The sequence below is a fragment of the Herbidospora solisilvae genome (assembly GCF_009901565.1).
Taxonomy (GTDB): Bacteria; Actinomycetota; Actinomycetes; order Streptosporangiales; family Streptosporangiaceae; genus Herbidospora; species Herbidospora solisilvae.
Map to the genome: position 1 here is coordinate 686013 of NZ_WXEW01000001.1, position 18530 is coordinate 704542.

The window sequence follows — 18530 nt, forward strand, 5'->3', positions numbered from 1 at the left end:
GCGAGGGCGGGAGCACGCCGGATGCATCCCTGTCACCCCGTGAACGGATCTTCCGCAGATCCGTCCGCAGTTCTACAGCAAGTAACCACTAACTGGTCAAGTAGGAGCAAAGGGAAACATTCTGCAAAGAATGTTTGACAAGATCGCCTATCCACCGGTGATACTCAATGTCTTCGCAGCTCAGAGCCATCTTCTTCGTCCAGATAAAGCGACGATAAAGATCTTGATGTCGAGATCGCTGTCAAACTGCCTCTTGACCGCACAGCCAACCGCAGGCCAGGATCTCGACTCGATCTCTCATAACAGGACACCCGGGACAATCCCGACAGGGCGTCAAAGGGGACCCGATGGCCATCACATTACGCAGGGTGACGACAGGCGTGCTTGTGAGCACGATGATCGGCGCGCTGCTGACCATGCTTCCCACCCCCGCCTCAGCGAAGCGGATGGTGCAGGTCACTCAGCCGGGCGGTGTCTCCACGTTCCGGGAACGTGCCATGGAGACCAACGGCAAACTCACTCCGGATGCGGCCCGCTCCGCCAAGCCACTCGAAGTGGAACTTCGGGTGGTGAAACGCGAAGGTTCCGACGGTGCACGCAAGGCCAAGGCCCCCAACGGCCCGGCCGGCGTCATCCCCGGCGTCGCCCCTCCAGGAGGGAACGCCGTGACGACCTTCGCCGACGTGGAATATCCGATCAACGTCGGCAAGATCTTCATCCACCGCGAGGCGACCGACGAGTGGTTCTACTGCTCGGGCACGGTCGTCACCAGCCAGTACAAGAACGTCGTCGCCACCGCGGGGCACTGCATCATCGACCCGGAGACGGGCGAGGTCTGGGAGAACTGGGCGTTCATCCCCGGCTACAACGACGGCATGCTCCAATGGCCGTACGGCGCCTGGTCACCCTTCGTCGGCTGGGTGTTCGAGGACTGGGCGGTATTCGAGGACCCCGACTCCGACTACGGTTTCGTGAACGTGTCCAAGCTCGACAGCCAGACCGGTGAGCCCTCCGGCCAGCGCATCGGCGACTTCGTCGGCGGCAACGGCCTGGCCTGGAACCAGTCCAGCGGCTTGAGCGGGTACGTTTTCGGCTACCCCCACCACGCCCATCCCGATGGCGACAAGCCGTACAGCGGATGGACGATGAAGTGGTGCTACGGAACGATCGCCTATCTCCCGCCTTATCAGAACGCCAACGAACACGTCGGATGGGGTCCCTACAACGGGCAGCTCTGCTCGTTCACCCCCGGAGCGGACGGGTCGCCTTTCCTGTGGGCCTACGATTCCGACGGAGATGAGCCGATCTCACGGGTGGGCAACCTGAACTCCGTGGTCAGCCAGGTCCGGGACACCGACGGGAACAACCGTTACGACACCTGGAGCGGGCCCTATTTCGACGGGTACGTCAAGCAGCTTTACGACATGGCGAACGCACGCTGGAGCCCGTGATCTTCGATGTTCGTGCCGTAATGCGGTGCGCACGTGCCGAGCACCTGGTCATTCACAGGTCGCGTTTGATGACGAGCGGGTTGAGCAGGGCGTTCACCTCGTCATCCGCAAGCTGGGCGCCGTATGGCAACTCTTTCCATGCGGCGGCCCGCCGAAGATGCACGAACGAGACGTCGAACACGTCGAGGAAGTATCTCGTGAGAGTGAATTCGGAAAAGGCCTCTCCGAGCTCATCTCTCAGCCGTCGAATAACGTGCACGGGTTCGGCGCCTTCTCGCGCCATATCGGCAAGGATTCTCTTGATGCCTTCTTCGGGCCCCGACCACCCGGCCGGAGGCAATTCGTCGTAGGACTCCTCCGACATTCCCGGCAGGAGGCCACGTGTGATGGTGATGTAGACCCTGCCGTAGGTGGTCGGCGTCTTCCACAGCAGGAACTGGTCCACGTCGTGTTCGGACAGTCGCCGCAGCAGGGCGTGCAGATCGTGAAGCTCTTCGTCCGAGAGGGAACCGGTCATGCCGATCACGATCTCCGATGCACGCCCCGGGCGCCACCTCGCCCGGCAGGTCGCCGGCCACGCCCTACCCCGTTCGGTGTACGCCGGCCCCCGAACGGCGCACGGCGAAGAGACCCCGTCCGGACGACGCGCCCCCGGCGGCCGGGGTCCTACTGTCTCCGCATGACAGCCACACTCCCTTCGCGGGAGAACGTCCTGGTACGTCTCTCGGGCCCCGTCGCCGACGTCGCGCTGGCGGCGGTCACGGTGGTCGTGTTCACCGCCGTCGCCCTGGCCACCGGGGTGCGGAACCCCTGGGACGGCGCGCTCCCGCTGGCCCTCTTCCTCGGTGTGCTGCTGTTCCTCCGGCGCCGATGGCCCATGGCGGTGCTGCTGCTGTCGGTCGCCGGGGTCGTCGTCTACCACCACTTCCACTGGAGTCCGGCCGGGTGGATCTGGCCGGTCGCGGCGGCCTACTTCACCGCCGCCACGGCCCCGCGCATGGTGCGGTGGGTGGCGCTCGTGGGCGCCGCGCAGATCGTCTACTCCGCCGTCCACGCGGGTCCGATCGTCGACAGGAACCTGAGCCGGTACGTCGTCCACGTGCTCGGGGAGTCGGTGCTGCTGGCGGTGCTGATCGGCGGCGGGGTGACGTACGCGGCGGTGGTGCGGTGGCGGGCCGGGGCCCGCGAGACCGAGGGGCGGGCGCGCGCGGCCGAGGAGCGGTTGCGGGTCGCCCGGGAGGTGCACGACATCGTCGCGCACACGCTGGCCGTCGTCGGCGTCCACCTCAACGTCGCCGCCGACACCCTGCGCGAGGAACCGGCCGAGGCCGCCGCCGCGCTGGCCGTCGCGAAGGAGGTCAGGGCCAGGGCCATGCAGGACCTGACGGCCCTGATCGGCGTCCTACGGGACGCCCCCGAGGCGACCGCGCCCCAGCCCGGCCTGGACGCCCTCGACACCCTCGTCTCCGACGCCCGCGCCACGGGCATGGACGTGACCTTCACCGAGCACGGCGAGCGTTCGGCCGTGCCCGCGACCGCCGCCGTCGCGGTCCACCGGATCGTCCAGGAGTCCCTGGCGAACGCGCTCAGGCACGGCGGCGCGACCAAGGTCCGGCTCACCGTCGGCTACGGCCCTGAGACGGTCACCCTGGAGGTCACCGACGACGGCGAGCCCGGAGCCGTCACGGGCGACGGGCACGGCCTGACCGGCATGCGGGAACGCGTCGGCGCGCTGGGCGGCGAGCTGACGGCCGGGCCGGTCGACGGCGGCTACACGGTGCGGGCGACGATCCCTGTGGCAGGCTCGGCGGCGTGACGACCAAGGTGCTCCTCGCCGACGACCAGGCACTCGTCCGGGCCGGCTTCCGCAGCCTGCTGGCCCGCGCGCGCGACGTGAGCGTCGTCGGCGAGGCCGCCACCGGCGACGAGGCGATCCTGCTGGCCGGGAGCACCCGCCCCGACGTCATCCTGATGGACATCCGGATGCCCGGCACCGACGGCATCACCGCCACCCGTCGCATCGTCACCGACCCGGCCACCGCCACCTGCCGGGTCGTCATCCTGACCACCTTCGACACCGACGACCACGTCTTCGCCGCGCTGGACGCCGGGGCGAGCGGATTCCTGACCAAGGACGTCGAACCGGCCGAACTCCGCCGCGCCGTCGCCCACGTGGCCGAGGGGAACGCCCTGCTCTCACCGGAGGTGACCCGCCGCGTCATCGAGCGGTTCGGCGCGCGTCGCCCCGGGGTGGGCCAACGGCTGGCCGGCCTGACGGAACGGGAGCTGGAGGTGGTCCGGCTGGTGGCCTCGGGCCTGTCCAACGACGAGATCGCGGCCCGCCTCGTCATCAGCCCCATGACCGCCAAGACCCACATCACCAGAGCGCTCGCGAAAACCGGTGTGCGCGACAGGGTGCAACTGGTGATCCTGGCCTACGAGAGCGGCCTGGTGCGCCCCGGCGACGGGGGCCGCGTGTGACGGTGATCTGGACGAGGGGAAACCGGTCATGTCAAGCTCCGACGAGCCTCCCGAGCGCCGCCTCGCCCGGCTGGGCACGGTCTTCGCCCGGTTCGACCGGCAGGACTCCGGCAACGTCTCCTACGGCGCCGTCGTCGACGGCGAACGCTGTTTCGTGAAGACCGCGGGTCACCCCGACGCCACCGCCTTCCTCGACCACGCCCGGCGCGTCGACCTCCTGCGAAACGCGGTGCGGCTCGCCCGGGCCCACCGGCACCCCGCGCTACCGGCTCTCCGCATGGTCGTCGAGTCGGCGCACGGCCCGATGCTCGTCTACGACTGGGCCGACGGCGACCTGATCGGCGTCCCCCGCGCGCACCGCGACGACCCCGCCTCCCCCTACCGGCGCTTTCTCGCCCTCCCGCCCGGCCGCGTCCTCGCCGCCCTCGACACCATCGTCGACGTCCACGACCTGCTCGGCCAGGCCGGCGAGGTCGCCGGGGACTTCTACGACGGTTGTCTCCTGTACGACTTCATCACCCACCGCCTGTCCCTGATCGACCTGGACAACTACCGGCCAGGCCCCTACCGCAACGACATGGGGCGCATGTTCGGCTCCTCCCGGTTCATGGCGCCGGAGGAGTTCACCCTGGGCTCCGTGATCGACCAGCGCACCAGCGTCTTCACCCTTGGCCGCACCGCCCAGCTCCTGCTCGGCGACCACCTCCACGGCCCGCTGCAGCAGGTCACCACCCGCGCGACGCACCCGAACCCGGAAGAACGTCACGGCTCGCTCCCCGAGTTCTGCGCCGCCTGGCGGGCCGCACGCCAGGCCGGGTGCTAGACAACGCTCACGCCGGGTTCCTCGGATAGGCACGATCCCAGGCTTCCCGCTGAGCAGCGTCCAGGGGGATGTTCGGAAAGATGGAGAGAAATCTGTGCGCGAGATCGACCAGCCCCGCTCTCTTCACATCCGGGAGCCGGTCGAAATCGGCCCTGGTGACGTCCAGGGAGAAGTGACCGCCGGTGCCGTCCCGCAGAACCACGGTGGTCGAGCAGCGAAACACCCCTTTCGTCTCTTCGAGCAGGAACGTGAGGTAGATATCCGTCAGCTCCGCCCGATGATCGGCCAACCAGTCAGGGCGGCCTCGGCCGCTCCACTTGTTGCGGCTCGCCGCTTCCACCAACCGATAGAGATCCTCAGTGGACAGTTCCTTGATGTCTCCTCTCTCGATGACACCAAAACGGTTGGGCACTCGGGGCCAACGGCCGAATCGGAACATGCGCCTCATTCGCGGTTTCCTCCGGCTCCGGCAGGCAGAGTGTCCATCTTCGCCCGGCCGGCGATCCCTTGCGAAGCGGCCCTAAACAGATTGCCCGGCTTGCTCCTCCGCTGAAAGTCTCGGCCGGGCGCAGATCCCGGAGAGGAACCCTCGACATGGCCACCCCCCGCACCCCGTCCATCTCAGAGCCCGTAGTCCGCACCGCCGCCGGCGCCCTGCGCGGCGCCTGGGAAGCGGGCCTGACCGTCTTCCGCGGAGTCCCCTTCGCCGAGCCGCCCGTCGGCGCGCTGCGGTTCCAGGCGCCGCGGCCCGTGCGGAGCTGGGACGGTGTCCGGCCCGCCCTCGAACACGGCCCGCCGCCACCGCAGTCGGGTGTGCTCGGGTCGTCCGGGAGCGTGTCGGACGGCGGCTGGTTGACGCTCAACGTCTGGACGCCCGACACGGGAGCCGCCCTCCCGGTCATGGTCTGGATTCCCGGCGGCGGTTACGCCATGGGTTACTCCGGCCTGCCCGAATACGACGCCGGGCGCCTCGCCTCGGCCGGGACGGTCGTCGTCACGATCAACTACCGCCTCGGCGTCGAGGGGTTCGCGCACATCGAGGGGGCCCCGGCCAACCGAGGGCTGCTCGACCAGGTCGCGGCCCTGGAGTGGGTGCGGGACAACATCCACGTCTTCGGCGGCGATCCGGACCGGGTGACGGTCTTCGGCCAGTCGGCGGGCGGCGGGTCCGTCGCCGCGCTGCTCGCCATGCCCACGGCTGCCGGGCTCTTCCACCGGGCGGTCGCGCAGAGCGTGCCGGGGACGTTCTTCTCCCCCGAGCTGGCCGCCGACCTCGCCGCCGCGTTCGCCGCCGAGGCGGGGGTCCGGCCGACCGTCTCGGAGATGGCCGAGGTGGAGCCGGAACTGCTGGCCGCCGCGGGTGACGCGGTCTTCGCCACGATGGACCGCTGGGCGGCGATCACCCTTCGGCCGATCCCGTTCGCGCCGGTCGTGGACGGCGAGGTGCTGCCCGCCACCCCGTGGCAGGCGCTCGCCGACGGCCGGGCGCGCGACGTCGTGCTGGTCGCCGGGCACACCCGTGACGAGCACCGGCTGTTCAGCCTGATCGACGGCGTGCTCGGGCAGGTCACCCGCGAGCAGGCGGAGACGGCCCTGCGGGTGCTCGCGCCCGGCCTCGGCTACCGGGAGGCGTTCCCGGCGGCCTCCGACGAGGAGGTGTACGAGCTGGTCAACGGCGACTGGCTCTTCCGGATGCCGAGTGTCCACCTGGCCGAGGCGCAGGTCGCGGGCGGCGGGCGGGCACATCTGTTCGAGCTGACCTGGCCCGCCCCGGGCATGGGCGGTCTCCTCGGGGCCTGTCACGGGCTCGACGTGCCGCTCGTCTTCGGCAACCTGACCAGCGGCCAGACCGCCACGCTGATCGGCGAGCCGTCACCCGAGGCGGTGGCGCTGTCCGCCGAGATGCGGAGGTCCTGGACGGGCTTCGCCGCGCACGGCGACCCCGGCTGGCCCGCGTACACGACCGGCGAACGCCTCACCCGGGTCTTCGACAACCCGTCCACGGTCGGGCCCTATCCGGAGGAGACCGCGCGGCTGCTGTGGCGGGACCACACCTTCTCGGCACTGCCGCTGCTCTGAGGGAGACTTCGGCCATGCGCATGCTCGTCGTCCAGGGCGACATCACCACCCGGCATGCCGACGTGATCGTCAACGCGGCCGGCTCGTCGCTGCTGGGCGGCGGCGGGGTCGACGGGGCCGTGCACCGGCGCGGCGGGCCGGCCGTCCGGGCGGAGTGCCGGGCGCTGCGCGCGTCCGCCTACCCGGACGGGCTGCCGGTCGGGCAGGCGGTCGCCACCACCGGAGGCGAGCTGAGGGCGCGGTGGGTGGTCCACACCGTGGGGCCGGTGTACTCCCCCGACGACGACCGCTCCGGCCTGCTGGCCTCCTGTTACCGCGAGAGCCTGCGGGTCGCCGACGGCCTGGGGGCGCGGAGCGTCGCGTTCCCGGCGATCTCCACCGGGGTCCGCGGGTGGCCGCTCGCCGAGGCCGCCGAGATCGCGGTCCGGGCGTTGCGGGCCACGGCGACCGAGGTGGCCGACGTCTGCTTCGTGACGTTCACGCCGGAGGCGTTCGCGGCCTTCACGACAGTCGTCACCGGTGACGAGAACATCGCGGCGGGGCTGGCCGCGCATCCGGAGGAACACTGGCGGCGGCTCTTCGCCGCCGTCGACGAGCTCACGCCGGCCGACCGGGTGGTCACCTGGGAGGCCCCGGAGAACCAGTTCCCCTATCCGGTCTACAGCGAGCGGTTCTGGCAGGTCGTGCGGCTGCTGGCGGAACTCGACGTGATCGTGCCGTTCGACTGGGGCGCGTGGAGCCGGGCCAGCCCGCTCCATCCGGACGGCCGGAGGCTGGCCGCCGCGCCGGTCGCCGACGCCGCGCGGCTGGCCACCGCCTACGTCCGGGGCGAGCGGTTCTGCGAGGGCACCCTGGAGACCGGTCTCGCCAACGGGGCCCTGGACGCGATCTTCGATCGGCTGCGAGGCTGGTTCGCCGAAGGGGGTGCACGATGAAGCCGAGGGTCGAGCGTGACCTGCGTGTGCCGATGCGCGACGGAACCGTCCTGCTGGCCGACCGCTGGGCGCCCGCGAACGGCGACGGCCTGCCGGTCGTGCTGGTGCGCACCCCCTACGGGCGGCGGCGGGCCGTCCGGCAGATCGTCGGGCCGCTGGTCGAGGGCGGTTTCCAGGCGGTGGTGCAGAGCACACGCGGCACGTTCGGGTCGGGCGGCGGCTTCGACCCCCTGCGACGCGAACGCGACGACGGCCTCGACACGGTCGAGTGGGTCGCCGCGCAGCCGTGGTTCGGCGAGGCGATGGTCCTGTACGGGATGAGCTACCTCGGATTCGTCCAGTGGGCCGTGGCCGACGCCCTGCCGCCGCAGGTCAAGGCCCTCGTGCCGGGGGTCTGCGAGTCGGCGCTCACCCTGGAGTTCCTGCGCGCCGACGGGTTCTCGCTGGAGACGCCGTTCTCCTGGGGCGTCATGGTCGGCGTACAGGAACGGCCGTTCTTCCTGCTGCGGATGCTGCTCGGCGGCCGGCGGCTCCAGCGGGCGCTGCGCACCCTCCCCCTGAACCGGGCCGACACCGCCGCGCTGGGGCGCGGCAGCGACTACCTCCAGGACATCCTGCGGCACGACACCACGAGCCCGTTCTGGCGGGCGGCCGACCACCGGCACCGGGTGGCCGGGGTCCGGGTGCCGGTGAGCCTGGTCGGCGGCTGGTTCGACATCTTCCTCCCCGGCCAGCTCCGCGATTTCCAGGCCGCGCCGGACGCGCGCCTCACGGTCGGCCCGTGGACCCACGTCTCCCCCGGCGTCATGGACGCCCAGGCCGCCGAGGCCCTGGAGTTCGCCCTGCCGCTGGCCCGGGGCGAGACCCCGGTCGAGCGCGCGCCGGTCCGCCTGTACGTCATGGGCGAGGAGGAATGGCGCGACTTCCCGACGTGGCCGCCGCCGGGCTACGAGGACCGGCGCTTCCACCTCCACCCCGGCGGGCTGCTGGCGACCGACCCGCCGGACGACGCCGGCCCCGACCGTTACCGCTACGACCCCGCCGACCCCACCCCAGCCGTGGGCGGCGTCCGGATGGCCTTCGGCGTGGCGGCGGGCCCGGTCGACAACACCGCCCTCGAAAGCCGCGCCGACGTCCTCACCTACACCACCCCTCCGCTGACCGAGGCCGTCGAGGTGATCGGCGAGGTCCGGGCAGAGGTCTTCTTCCGCTCCAGCCTGCCGCACGCCGACGTGTTCGTGCGGTTGTGCGACGTCGACCCCGGCGGCCGGTCGACCAACGTGTGCGACGGCCTGACCGGCGTCGCCGGAGCCGACGAGGTCACGGCCGTCGACGTGCGCCTCTGGCCGACCGCCCACGTGTTCAGGCCGGGCCACCGCATCCGCGTCCAGGTCTCCAGCGGGGCCTTCCCCCGCTACAACCGCAACCCCGGCACCGGCGAACCGCGCGCCACCGCCACCACGCTGCGCGTCGCCGACCAGGAGGTGTTCCACGACCCGGGCCGTCCGTCGGCCCTCGTCCTGCCGGTCCGCGCCCACGGTCCTACGCTGGACGAATGACGATCTTCGGGGACCCGATCGACGTGCGCCGCCTCTTTCCCGCCGAGCGGCGCGCCCTGCTGGACCTGCTCGACGGGCTCGCGCCAGGCGACTGGACCCGGCCGACCGTCTGCCCCGGCTGGGACGTGCACGACGTCGTCGCCCACGTCCTGCACGACTACGCCCGGCGGTTGTCGGGCAGCCGGGACGGGCACCGGGGCGGCGGCTTCCACGAGGGCGAGACGCTGCCGGTGTTCCTCGCGCGGGTCAACGACGAGTTCGTGCGCGCGGCGCGGTCCCTCTCCCCGGCGGTCCTGGTCGACCAGATCCGGCATCTGGGGGTCCAGCTGGACGCGTACTGGACGACCACGGACCTCGACGCCCCCGCCGACCTGGACGTCTCGTGGGCGGCGACCGACGTGCCGAGCCCGGCGTGGCTCGACGTGGCGCGGGAGTACACCGAGTTCTGGGTGCACCAGCAGCAGATCCGCGACGCGGTGTCCCGCCCCGGGGCGCTCGGCGCGGACCTCGCCGAACCGGTCGCCGACACGTTCGCGCGGGCGCTGCCGTTCGCCCTCCGGGAGGTCGTCCGCGCCGAGGGCACGTCCGTCGTGCTGAAGGTCGGCGGCCGGGAGTGGTCGGCCGTGTGGCGGGCGGGCCGGTGGCGCATGGGCGCCGGGAGCCGGGCCGCTGAGGTGTCCATGGACCACGACACGTTCTGGCGGCTGGCCAGCAGGGGCGTCACCGTCGAGGAGGCCCGCCGGAGGGCCGCGGTGAGCGGCGACCCGGAACTGACGGACGCGGCGACCACCCTGCTGGCCGTGGTGGCCTGACGGTCAGGACGCCGGGCCGACCTCGGGGTCGGGTTCCGGCATGTCGGACTCTTCGGAGCCCGCCACGTCGTCGGCCTCCTCCACCGGCTCCAGGTCGCGGAGGATCGGGTGGTCGGGGGTCTGGGTGTCGGCGCCCGAACGCTGGGCGACGACCTCGCTCTCGCCGTCTATGCCACGCTTTTCGACCATGACGTGCCCGTGCCCGGGACGGCGGGCCGTACACGCGAACGGATCCCCGGGCACCGCCGGCCGATGCCCGGGGATCCGCCATGGGACCCGGCCTCCCCGCGGGGGGTGAAGAGGAGACCGGGCAGTCAGGGGGTCAGGTCGGGTCGGGGCACGTCGGTTCGACGGTGGTCCGCGTCGGCCGCCGGAGATGTGGTGGCATGGGGTCCTTCCTGAACGAGGGAACGTCTCGTCAGGCAAGGCGCGCGCCGCCGCGCATGTTGCCGCGTGAATGGTCGGTTCGGCCACGGCACGAACCGGGCGACGAACCGAGGTGCCACCCGCCGGCCGCCCGGACTAGTTGTCCGCGAAGGGGATCGATGATGTTGTAACACGGGCCCAGTGGATCAGGCACCCCCGGACCGGATAACGACTTAGCGCTTCAACAATATGTTGACAACATTTCGTTGAAAGAGCCATGATGGCGGGCGTGTACGCATCACTGACCCACATCGCCTCCCGCCACGCCACCACCGAGGCCCAGCGCTCCCGCCAGGTCCACCCCACGGTCCTGGGCGCCCACGAGGCGGTCCGCCTCGTCACCATGCTGGCCGCCGGCTCCGCCGCCCCCGACACCGGCGAACCGGAGGTCGACGCCTCCGACCTGACCGCGGCCCTCACGTTGATGCCCCTGGTCAGGGGGGAGATCGACCAGCTGGAGGCGAGCCTGCTGCTGATCGCCCGGGGGCGCGGGCTGACCTGGCAGGAGATCGCCAACGCCCTGGGCCTCGGCTCACCCCAGGCGGCCAAACAGCGCTACGAACGCCTGGCCGGCCGCGTCGCCACCTGAGCACCCATTCCGCCCGCGCCCGCCCCCAGCCCCAGGATCGAGACGGCACTCCCCAGACGGGTCCGATACCAGAGCGCGGGGTCGCCCCCGCCCGTCTCACGACCCCCTGGGCCGTCAGACGGACGATCTTCGAGCGGTCGCCGAGGAACTCGCCGCCCCGATGCGGCGCCAGCACCAGCGCACGGGCTCTGACCTGGGCGAACGGCGACCGGAGGAACGGCTCCAGGTCGCTCCGCTCGATCAAGTACCTCGCCGCACGGAGCAGCGCACCCGGCGCGGTCATCCGCTCGTGCAGACCGCGCACGGCCTCGGCGTCGTCCCGCCGGATCAGTTCCTCGACGACGAGACGCATCGTCGGCCCGTCGAAGTCGGCGTGCGCGTCGAGGGCGATCACCGGGCGGAGCAGGTCGAGCAGGCCCGGCCCGCCGATCCTGCCGCGCAGCCGCATGGCGGTCGGGATCATGCGCCGTGCCGCCTCGGGCCGCGTCACGACGTTGACGAGGATGTGCCGGGCGTAGTCGCGCACCGGCCCAACCCAGTCGAGGGCCCGGACGACGAGCAGCGGCCACAACACCGGGTGGCGCGCGAGCTGCGGGATCGCCCGCTCCCGGAACTCTCCCCGGCTGCTGCACGCCATCAGCAGCACATGGACCGGCCGCCGCATCAGCGTGACGTCCCGCGGCGCCTGGAGGTGGTGGCCGGAGCGGATCGACTCGTCCAAGGCGATCCACGTGCCGGGGGTCAGCTCCCAGAGCCGGCTCTCCGGGACGAGGTCGTCGAACAGGTCGTACACGCTGATCTGCATACGAGATGGTGGCAGCTCCGGGTGTCCGGATTCGACTGCTTTAGGTCGCGCTCCACTTGAACCAGTTCGTGCCCACGACGACGTGCAACTCCTCACCCCGGCCGAGTATGGTCGCCGTCCGGGGGACACGTCGTCCGCCGGGCATCGCCAGCCGGGCCGGGTGCCGTGCCGTGAAGCCAGGACGGTCGAGGATCACCACCCGGTCCCGGTCGTTCCCGTATCCGCCGACGAGGGCGATCCGCCGACCGGCGACGACCAGCGCGCGGGCGCCGCCGACCTGGGTCGGCCAGCCGGTGGTCACGCCGTCGCGCACCCGGACGACCGGGAAGTCGGTGTAGTAGTAGGCCCAGGCGTCCGGCCCGGTCACGTTGAGCGCGTAGCAGTCGGAGATCGCACCGAGGTCGCCGTCGTACGGATATCGCCAGGCCACGTCGAGTTCGGCGGTGAAACGGACCAGCCCCGCCGAGCCGACCGGCTCCGGGCCGTCCGCCTCGCCCCATCCGTGGTTCCCGTAGACGCCCTCGTCGAAGTAGCCCACCCAGACGTCCCCCTCGGAGGTCGTCTGCACGTCGGCGATCCCGTCGCCCAAGACGCCCCGGCGAAGGCGGCGGCCGTCGGCGTCGTAGATCGCGGCGTTCCGTTCGGCCACGCCGTCACGCCGACGGCACCGCGCGGCCACCAGCAGCACGCCTCCATCGGGCATCGGCTGGAGGTGCGGGAACGCGAGCGACCACCCGTCGACGGGTACCGTCGCCGTCAGGTGGGGGGCGTAGGCGGTGATCCGCATGGAGACGGGCCCGGCGGTCCGGCCGTGCAGCACGTCGGCGTCCTCCCGCGACGTCCACATGACGAGCAATTCTCCTCCGGGACCGGCCGCTGCCGTCACCGGCACCGTTCCTTCGGCCGGAGGGGTCAGCTCCGCGTGGTGGTGGAGGCGCAGCTCTTTCATCGGACGTGCAGGCCGGTGACCGCCCTGCCGATGATCAGCCGCTGGATCTCCGACGTGCCCTCGAAGATGGTGAAGATCTTCGCGTCGCGGTGGAACCGCTCCACCGGGTGGTCGCGCGTGTAACCCGCCCCGCCCAGCACCTGGATCGCCTGCTCGGTCACCCACACCGCCGTCTCCCCCGCCACCAGCTTCGACATCGACCCCTCGGCCTGGGTGAACCCGGCCCCCTGCCGCCCCATCCAGGCCGCCTTCCACGTCAGCAGGCGGGCCACCTCGATCCGGGTCGCCATGTCGGCGAGCAGGAACGCCACCGCCTGGTTCTCCCCGATGGCCCGGCCGAACTGCCGCCGCTCCCGGGCGTAGTCGCGGGCGTACTCGAAGGCGGCGCGGGCGATCCCGACGGCCATCGACGCCACGACGGGCCGGGTGGCCTCGAAGGTCCGCAACGCGGCCTGGCCGCCTGACCGCTGTCCCGACCGGGCCCGCGCCAGGCGTTCCTCCATCTTCTCCACCCCGCCCAGCAGGCAGGACGCGGGCAGCACCACGTCGTCCAGGACCACTTCGGCGGTGTGGGAGGCCCGGATGCCGTGCTTGCGGAACTTCTGGCCCTGGGAGAAGCCCGGGGTGCCGGGCGGGACGACGAACGTCACCTGCCCGCGTGCCCCCAGCGACGGGTCGACGGTCGCCACCACGATGTGGACGGCGGCGATGCCCCCGTTCGACACCCACGTCTTGGTCCCGTTCAGGCGGAAGTCGCCGTTCGGCAACCGGGTGGCATGCGTCCGGATGGCGCCCACGTCGGAGCCCGCGTCCGGCTCCGAGGCGCAGAACGCGCCCACGGCCACGTCGTCGGGGGTGCCGAACATGACCGGCAACCACGTTCCCACCTGTTCGTCGGTCCCGTTGGCCGACAACGCGGCGGCGGCGAGGCCGGTCGCGGTCAGTGACAGGCCGATCCCGGCATCACCCCAGAACAGCTCCTCGAAGGCGACCGGCAACCCCAGGCCACTGCTCTCGAACCACTGGGTGGCGAAGAAATCCATCGAATAGAGGCCGATCTTGGCCGCCTCCTGGAGCACTGGCCACGGGGTCTCCTCACGGTCGTCCCACAGGGCCCCGGCAGGGCGGACGACATCGCGGGCGAACGCGTGCACCCACTCGCGGACCTCGCGGACATCATCTGGCAATTCAGGATTGAAGGTCGTCACCGCCACAGGCTACCCCTTGACGTTCATGTTCCCGTTAAGTTAAATCAAGGATCGAAATAAGGCATTGAGAAAGACCCTTCACACCCCCCTTCACTGTGGAGAACACGCATGAGAGGTCTGTCCAGGCTCGCCGCCTTGGGCACCGCGTCGGCCGTCGTGGCCGCCGCGCTGATCGCCTTACCGGCGAGTCCCGCCTTCGCCGACGTCCTGTTGTCGCAGGGCAAGACGGCGACGTCATCCTCCGTCGAAGGCGGCGGCACGCCCGCCTCGGCGGCCGTCGACGGCAACACCGGCACCCGCTGGTCGAGCCTCTACACCAACGACCAGTGGCTCCAGGTCGACCTCGGGTCGGCCCAGGCGATCAACAAGGTGACCCTCCTCTGGGAGGGCGCCTACGGGAGCGCGTACAAGATCCAGGGCTCGACCAACGGCACCTCCTGGACGGACCTGCAGAGCGTCACCGGAGGTGACGGAGGCACCGACACCCTGACTGTGAGCGGTACCTATCGGTATGTCCGGATGCAGGGCGTGACCCGGGCGACCGGGTGGGGCTACTCGCTCTGGGAGTTCCAGGTCTTCGGGCCGGACGGCACCCCCGGCGGCACCTGCGGCACCACCAACGCGGCGCTCAACAAGCCCGCCACCGCCTCCTCGCTCCAAGGCGCCGGCTTCCCGGCCTCCGCCGCGTTCGACGGTGCCACCGGAACGCGCTGGTCGAGCGCCGCGAGCGACCCGCAGTGGGTGCAGGTGGACCTCGGTTCCGCCGTCGACATCTGCAAGATCGACCTGCGCTGGGAGGCCGCCTACGCCTCCGCGTTCCAGCTCCAGTCGTCGACCAACGGCACGACCTGGACGACCCTCAAGTCGGTGACCGGCGCGACCGGCGGCGTGCAGTCGCACACGGTGACCGGCAACGGCCGGTACATCCGCATGTACGGCACCGCCCGGGGCACCGCCTACGGCTACTCACTCTGGGAGATGGCGGTCTACACCGGAACGACGCCGACCGACCCGGGTGACCCGGGCGGCCCGATCACGGGCGGCGGCGACCTCGGCCCCAACGTCCACGTCTACGACCCCTCGACGCCCGCGGCGACCATCCAGAGCCAGCTCGACTCGGTCTTCGCCCAGCAGGAGTCGGCCCAGTTCGGCACCGGCCGCCACGCCTTCATGTTCAAGCCGGGCACCTACAACGTGACCGCCAACGTCGGCTTCTACACCTCGATCTACGGTCTGGGCCAGAACCCCGGCGACGTCACGATCAACGGCCAGGTCAAGGTGGACGCCGGCTGGTTCAACGGCAACGCCACGCAGAACTTCTGGCGCTCCACCGAGAACCTGTCGGTCCAGCCGACCGGCGGCACCAACCAGTGGGCCGTCTCCCAGGCCGCGCCGTTCCGCCGCATGTGGATCAAGGGCAACCTGAACCTCGCGCCGACCGGCTACGGCTGGGCCTCGGGCGGCTACATCGCCGACTCGCGCGTCGACGGGACCGTCGGCCCGTACTCGCAGCAGCAGTGGTACACCCGTGACTCCACGATCGGCGGCTGGCTGAACGGCGTGTGGAACATGGTGTTCTCGGGCGTCAACGGCGCCCCGGCCAACGGCTTCCCCGAGCCCGTCTACACCACGCTGCAGAACACCCCGCTCTCGCGGGAGAAGCCGTACCTGTACGTCGACGGCTCCGGCGCCTACCGCGTCTTCGTGCCCTCGCTCCGCACCAACGCGCGCGGCCAGAGCTGGGCGAACGGCGCCACCCCCGGCACCTCGCTCCCGCTGTCGCAGTTCTACGTCGCCAAGCCCGGCGACTCGGCCGCCCGCATCAACGCGGCGCTCGCCCAGGGCCTGCACCTGCTGCTGACCCCGGGCATCTACCGCACCAGCGCCCCGATCAACATCGACCGGGCCAACACCGTCGTCCTGGGCCTGGGCCTGGCGACGATCATCCCCGAGAACGCGTCCGTGGCGATGAAGGTCGCCGACGTGGACGGCGTCCGCCTCGCGGGCTTCCTGATCGACGCCGGACCGCAGAAGTCGCCCGTGCTCATCGAGGTCGGCCCGCCCGGCTCCTCGGCCGACCACAGCGCCAACCCCACCACCCTGTCGGACGTGTTCGTCCGCATCGGCGGCGCCTTCGCCGGCAACGCCGAGGTCAGCGTCATCGTCAACAGCGACGACGTGATCATCGACCACACCTGGCTCTGGCGCGGCGACCACGGCGAGGGCATCGGCTGGAACGTCAACACGGCCGAGACCGGCCTGATCGTGAACGGTGACGACGTCCTGGCCACCGGCCTGTTCGTCGAGCACTACCGCAAGTACGACGTCGAGTGGTACGGCGAGCGCGGCCGGACGATCTTCTTCCAGAACGAGAAGGCCTACGACCCGCCGAACCAGGCCGCCTACATGAACGGCTCGGTCAAGGGCTGGGCCGCCTACAAGGTGGGCGACAACGTCCAGGTCCACGAGGGCTGGGGCATGGGCGCCTACTGCTACTTCAACGTCGACCCGACCATCCAGGTCGACCGGGTCTTCGAAGTGCCGATCAGGCCCACGGTGAAGTTCCACAGCCTGCTGGCGGTCTCGCTGGGCGGCAACGGGATCATCAACCACGTGATCAACACGACGGGCGGACCCGCCCAGGGCACGGCGACCATCCCCGCCAAGGTGGTCTCCTACCCGTAACCGAAAAGCTGGGCCGTGGGTCTCCCGGGCGCCGCCGGGAGGCTCACGGCTCCTCCATGTGGGCATGAGTCCAATTTGTAATGACCTATTCCGGCTTGTCGCCTATAAGGTGACCCGCACCGGAATGGGGATTAAGATGCCGATCTTCCTCGCGCGGCTGCTGGCCCGGATCAGCACCTGGTGGACTCCCGTGCTCGTGCTGGCCGTGGTGTTCGCGACCAGCTGGCCCCTGATGACGCTGGCCGAACCGGGCGCCGACATCACCTCGCCGGGCAACTTCTGGTGGTGGTTCGTGGTGACGACCTCGACCGTGGGCTACGGCGACCTGTTCCCCAAATCGCCGCTGGGCCATGCCGTCGGGGTCTACGTGATCGTCGGCGGCATCGCCGCGCTGACGACGCTGTTCACCCGCCTCGCCACCCGGATCGAACGGACGAGGGGACGCCGCATGCACGGCTCGATCACTGTGCGCCTGTCGGGGCACATCGTGCTGCTGGGCTACAGCCCGGGGCGCACCGAGACGATGGTGGACGAACTCCGCGCCGACGGCACGAAGGTGGTCGTCTGCGCCTGGGACGAGGTGCAGAGCCATCCCATGCCCGAGAAGGACGTCGAATTCGTCCGGGGTGACCTGGCCGACGAGAAGACGCTGGTCAGAGCGGGTGTCGACAGAGCGCACAGCGTGCTGGTCGACGCCCGCGACGACAACGAGGCCCTCGCCGTCGCGCTGACCGCCGACCACGTGATCACCACCGCGCATCTGGTGGTGGCGCTGCGCGATCTCGCGCGGGTCAGGCAGGTCCGGTACGTCGGCGAGAAGGTCCGCTGCGTGCAGTGGCACACCCCGCACATGATCACCGAGGAGCTGAAGGACCCCGGGATCAGCGAGATCTACGCCCAGCTCATGACCCACGGCGGCGCCGACACCTATTCGGTCCCGCTCGCGGTCGGGCCGGTGACGGTCGAGCACTGCCAGACGGTGCTGGGCCGCCACCACGGCGCGACCCTGCTGGCCGCCCGCGACGGTGCGACGCTCCTGGTCAACCCGCCGTGGCAGACCGAACTGCGCGCGGGAACGGTCCTCTACTACATGGGCTCGGCCCGGCTCGACGCCGCCCGGCTCGCCGTCAGTCTTGGAGCTCCGGCCAGTCGATGATCATCGGGATCGGCATGCCGATCTCGGGCGCGCCGCCCGCGTCGCGCATGAGCGTGCCGATGTGCTTGTACGTCATGGTCGCCTGGTCGAGGTGGTAACGCTCGACGGCGGAGGCGCCCGTCCGGTCGAGCCGGACGATCCAGTAGTACAGGATCCCGGCCCGCCCGTATTCGCTGGGTTTGCCGCACGTGTCGGTGGTCTCGGTCCCGGCCTCGACGATCTCCACGGCCAGCACGACGTCGTCGGGGCGCAGCACGTGGTCATCGTCGAGGCACCGGAAGAGCACCACGTCGGGCCGCCGCACGTGCAGCGGCACGTCCCGGAGCCGGACGTCGGCCGCGTTCGCGACGGTCAGGCAGCCGTAGCCCCGGGCCATGGCCTCGCGGGCGTGCTTCTCCAGGAGGTCGGCGAGCCGCCGGGCCACGGTCTGGTGCCTGCGGCCGTTGGCCGGGCGGTGCACCACATAACCGTCGACGACCTCGATCAGCAGGTCGTCGGGCAGCAGCGCGTACTCCTCCACCGTCAGCGGGTGGGGCTGGGAACTGAGCGTGCGGAACCAGTCGTCTGGCACC

At 70.9% G+C, this 18530-nt stretch carries 17 protein-coding genes; 11 read left to right on the forward strand and 6 right to left on the reverse strand.

Features of this window, described 5'->3' with window-relative positions:
* Positions 1–347 precede the first annotated feature (347 nt).
* Complete coding sequence (locus tag GT755_RS02985; RefSeq protein WP_161478127.1) at positions 348–1451, forward strand: trypsin-like serine peptidase; 1104 nt, start codon at positions 348–350, stop codon at positions 1449–1451.
* A 52-nt stretch (positions 1452–1503) separates the two neighbouring features.
* Here GT755_RS02985 and GT755_RS02990 read toward each other — a convergent pair whose 3' ends face one another.
* Positions 1504–1968 carry a hypothetical protein gene (locus tag GT755_RS02990; RefSeq protein ID WP_161478128.1) on the reverse strand — a complete coding sequence of 155 codons (465 nt, stop codon included), beginning with the start codon at positions 1966–1968 and terminating at the stop codon, positions 1504–1506.
* Positions 1969–2130: 162 nt separating this feature from the next.
* Here GT755_RS02990 and GT755_RS02995 point away from each other — a divergent pair, with 162 nt between their 5' ends.
* From GT755_RS02995 to GT755_RS03005, 3 genes are read left to right on the forward strand one after another with little or no spacing between them, the layout of a single operon-like run.
* Positions 2131–3267, forward strand: coding sequence for a sensor histidine kinase (locus GT755_RS02995; RefSeq protein ID WP_161478129.1), 1137 nt, complete (start codon positions 2131–2133; stop codon positions 3265–3267).
* The gene (locus GT755_RS03000) at positions 3264–3932 is read left to right on the forward strand and encodes a response regulator (RefSeq protein ID WP_161478130.1); all 669 of its coding nucleotides are present in this window, start codon (positions 3264–3266) and stop codon (positions 3930–3932) included. Before GT755_RS02995 ends, GT755_RS03000 begins: the two co-directional genes overlap by 4 nt.
* A gap of 28 nt (positions 3933–3960) precedes the next feature.
* On the forward strand, positions 3961–4755 hold the full coding sequence (locus GT755_RS03005) for a serine/threonine protein kinase (RefSeq protein ID WP_161478131.1): 795 nt from the start codon (positions 3961–3963) through the stop codon (positions 4753–4755).
* Positions 4756–4762: 7 nt separating this feature from the next.
* On the opposite strand, the gene GT755_RS03010 is transcribed toward GT755_RS03005, so the two are convergent.
* Positions 4763–5203: a hypothetical protein gene (locus GT755_RS03010; RefSeq protein ID WP_161478132.1), complete on the reverse strand. Its 441-nt coding sequence runs from the start codon at positions 5201–5203 to the stop codon at positions 4763–4765.
* Between the two features lie 146 nt (positions 5204–5349).
* On the opposite strand from GT755_RS03010, the gene GT755_RS03015 reads away from it, so the two are divergent.
* Genes GT755_RS03015 through GT755_RS03030 form a run of 4 tightly spaced genes read left to right on the forward strand, consistent with a single transcriptional unit; the run spans position 5350 to position 10140 of the window.
* Positions 5350–6834, forward strand: coding sequence for a carboxylesterase/lipase family protein (locus tag GT755_RS03015; protein WP_161478133.1), 1485 nt, complete (start codon positions 5350–5352; stop codon positions 6832–6834).
* A gap of 14 nt (positions 6835–6848) precedes the next feature.
* Entirely contained in the window at positions 6849–7769 is a 921-nt protein-coding gene (locus tag GT755_RS40900) for an O-acetyl-ADP-ribose deacetylase (protein ID WP_161478134.1), read from the forward strand.
* Complete coding sequence (locus GT755_RS03025; RefSeq protein ID WP_161478135.1) at positions 7766–9328, forward strand: CocE/NonD family hydrolase; 1563 nt, start codon at positions 7766–7768, stop codon at positions 9326–9328. Before GT755_RS40900 ends, GT755_RS03025 begins: the two co-directional genes overlap by 4 nt.
* On the forward strand, positions 9325–10140 hold the full coding sequence (locus GT755_RS03030) for a maleylpyruvate isomerase family mycothiol-dependent enzyme (RefSeq protein WP_161478136.1): 816 nt from the start codon (positions 9325–9327) through the stop codon (positions 10138–10140). The genes GT755_RS03025 and GT755_RS03030 overlap by 4 nt, the downstream gene beginning before the upstream one ends.
* 3 nt (positions 10141–10143) lie before the next feature.
* Here the strand turns inward: GT755_RS03030 and GT755_RS03035 are convergent, their stop codons facing one another.
* Complete coding sequence (locus GT755_RS03035; protein WP_161478137.1) at positions 10144–10329, reverse strand: hypothetical protein; 186 nt, start codon at positions 10327–10329, stop codon at positions 10144–10146.
* Between the two features lie 457 nt (positions 10330–10786).
* On the opposite strand from GT755_RS03035, the gene GT755_RS03040 reads away from it, so the two are divergent.
* Positions 10787–11155, forward strand: coding sequence for a DNA-binding protein (locus GT755_RS03040; RefSeq protein ID WP_407929396.1), 369 nt, complete (start codon positions 10787–10789; stop codon positions 11153–11155).
* A gap of 845 nt (positions 11156–12000) precedes the next feature.
* On the opposite strand, the gene GT755_RS03045 is transcribed toward GT755_RS03040, so the two are convergent.
* Positions 12001–12909, reverse strand: a complete 909-nt coding sequence (locus tag GT755_RS03045; protein ID WP_161478138.1) for a hypothetical protein — start codon at positions 12907–12909, stop codon at positions 12001–12003.
* Positions 12906–14117 carry an acyl-CoA dehydrogenase family protein gene (locus GT755_RS03050; RefSeq protein WP_161478139.1) on the reverse strand — a complete coding sequence of 404 codons (1212 nt, stop codon included), beginning with the start codon at positions 14115–14117 and terminating at the stop codon, positions 12906–12908. Before GT755_RS03050 ends, GT755_RS03045 begins: the two co-directional genes overlap by 4 nt.
* Before the next feature lie 108 nt (positions 14118–14225).
* Between GT755_RS03050 and GT755_RS03055 the strand changes: the two genes are divergently transcribed.
* Both GT755_RS03055 and GT755_RS03060 read left to right on the forward strand, forming a co-directional pair.
* Positions 14226–16802, forward strand: a complete 2577-nt coding sequence (locus tag GT755_RS03055) for a discoidin domain-containing protein (RefSeq protein ID WP_161478140.1) — start codon at positions 14226–14228, stop codon at positions 16800–16802.
* 136 nt (positions 16803–16938) lie between these two features.
* Positions 16939–17958: an ion channel gene (locus tag GT755_RS03060; protein ID WP_161478141.1), complete on the forward strand. Its 1020-nt coding sequence runs from the start codon at positions 16939–16941 to the stop codon at positions 17956–17958.
* Here GT755_RS03060 and GT755_RS03065 read toward each other — a convergent pair.
* Positions 17930–18529: a Uma2 family endonuclease gene (locus GT755_RS03065; RefSeq protein WP_202609548.1), complete on the reverse strand. Its 600-nt coding sequence runs from the start codon at positions 18527–18529 to the stop codon at positions 17930–17932. The two genes, GT755_RS03060 and GT755_RS03065, sit on opposite strands and share 29 nt — an antisense overlap.
* Position 18530 lies beyond the last annotated feature (1 nt).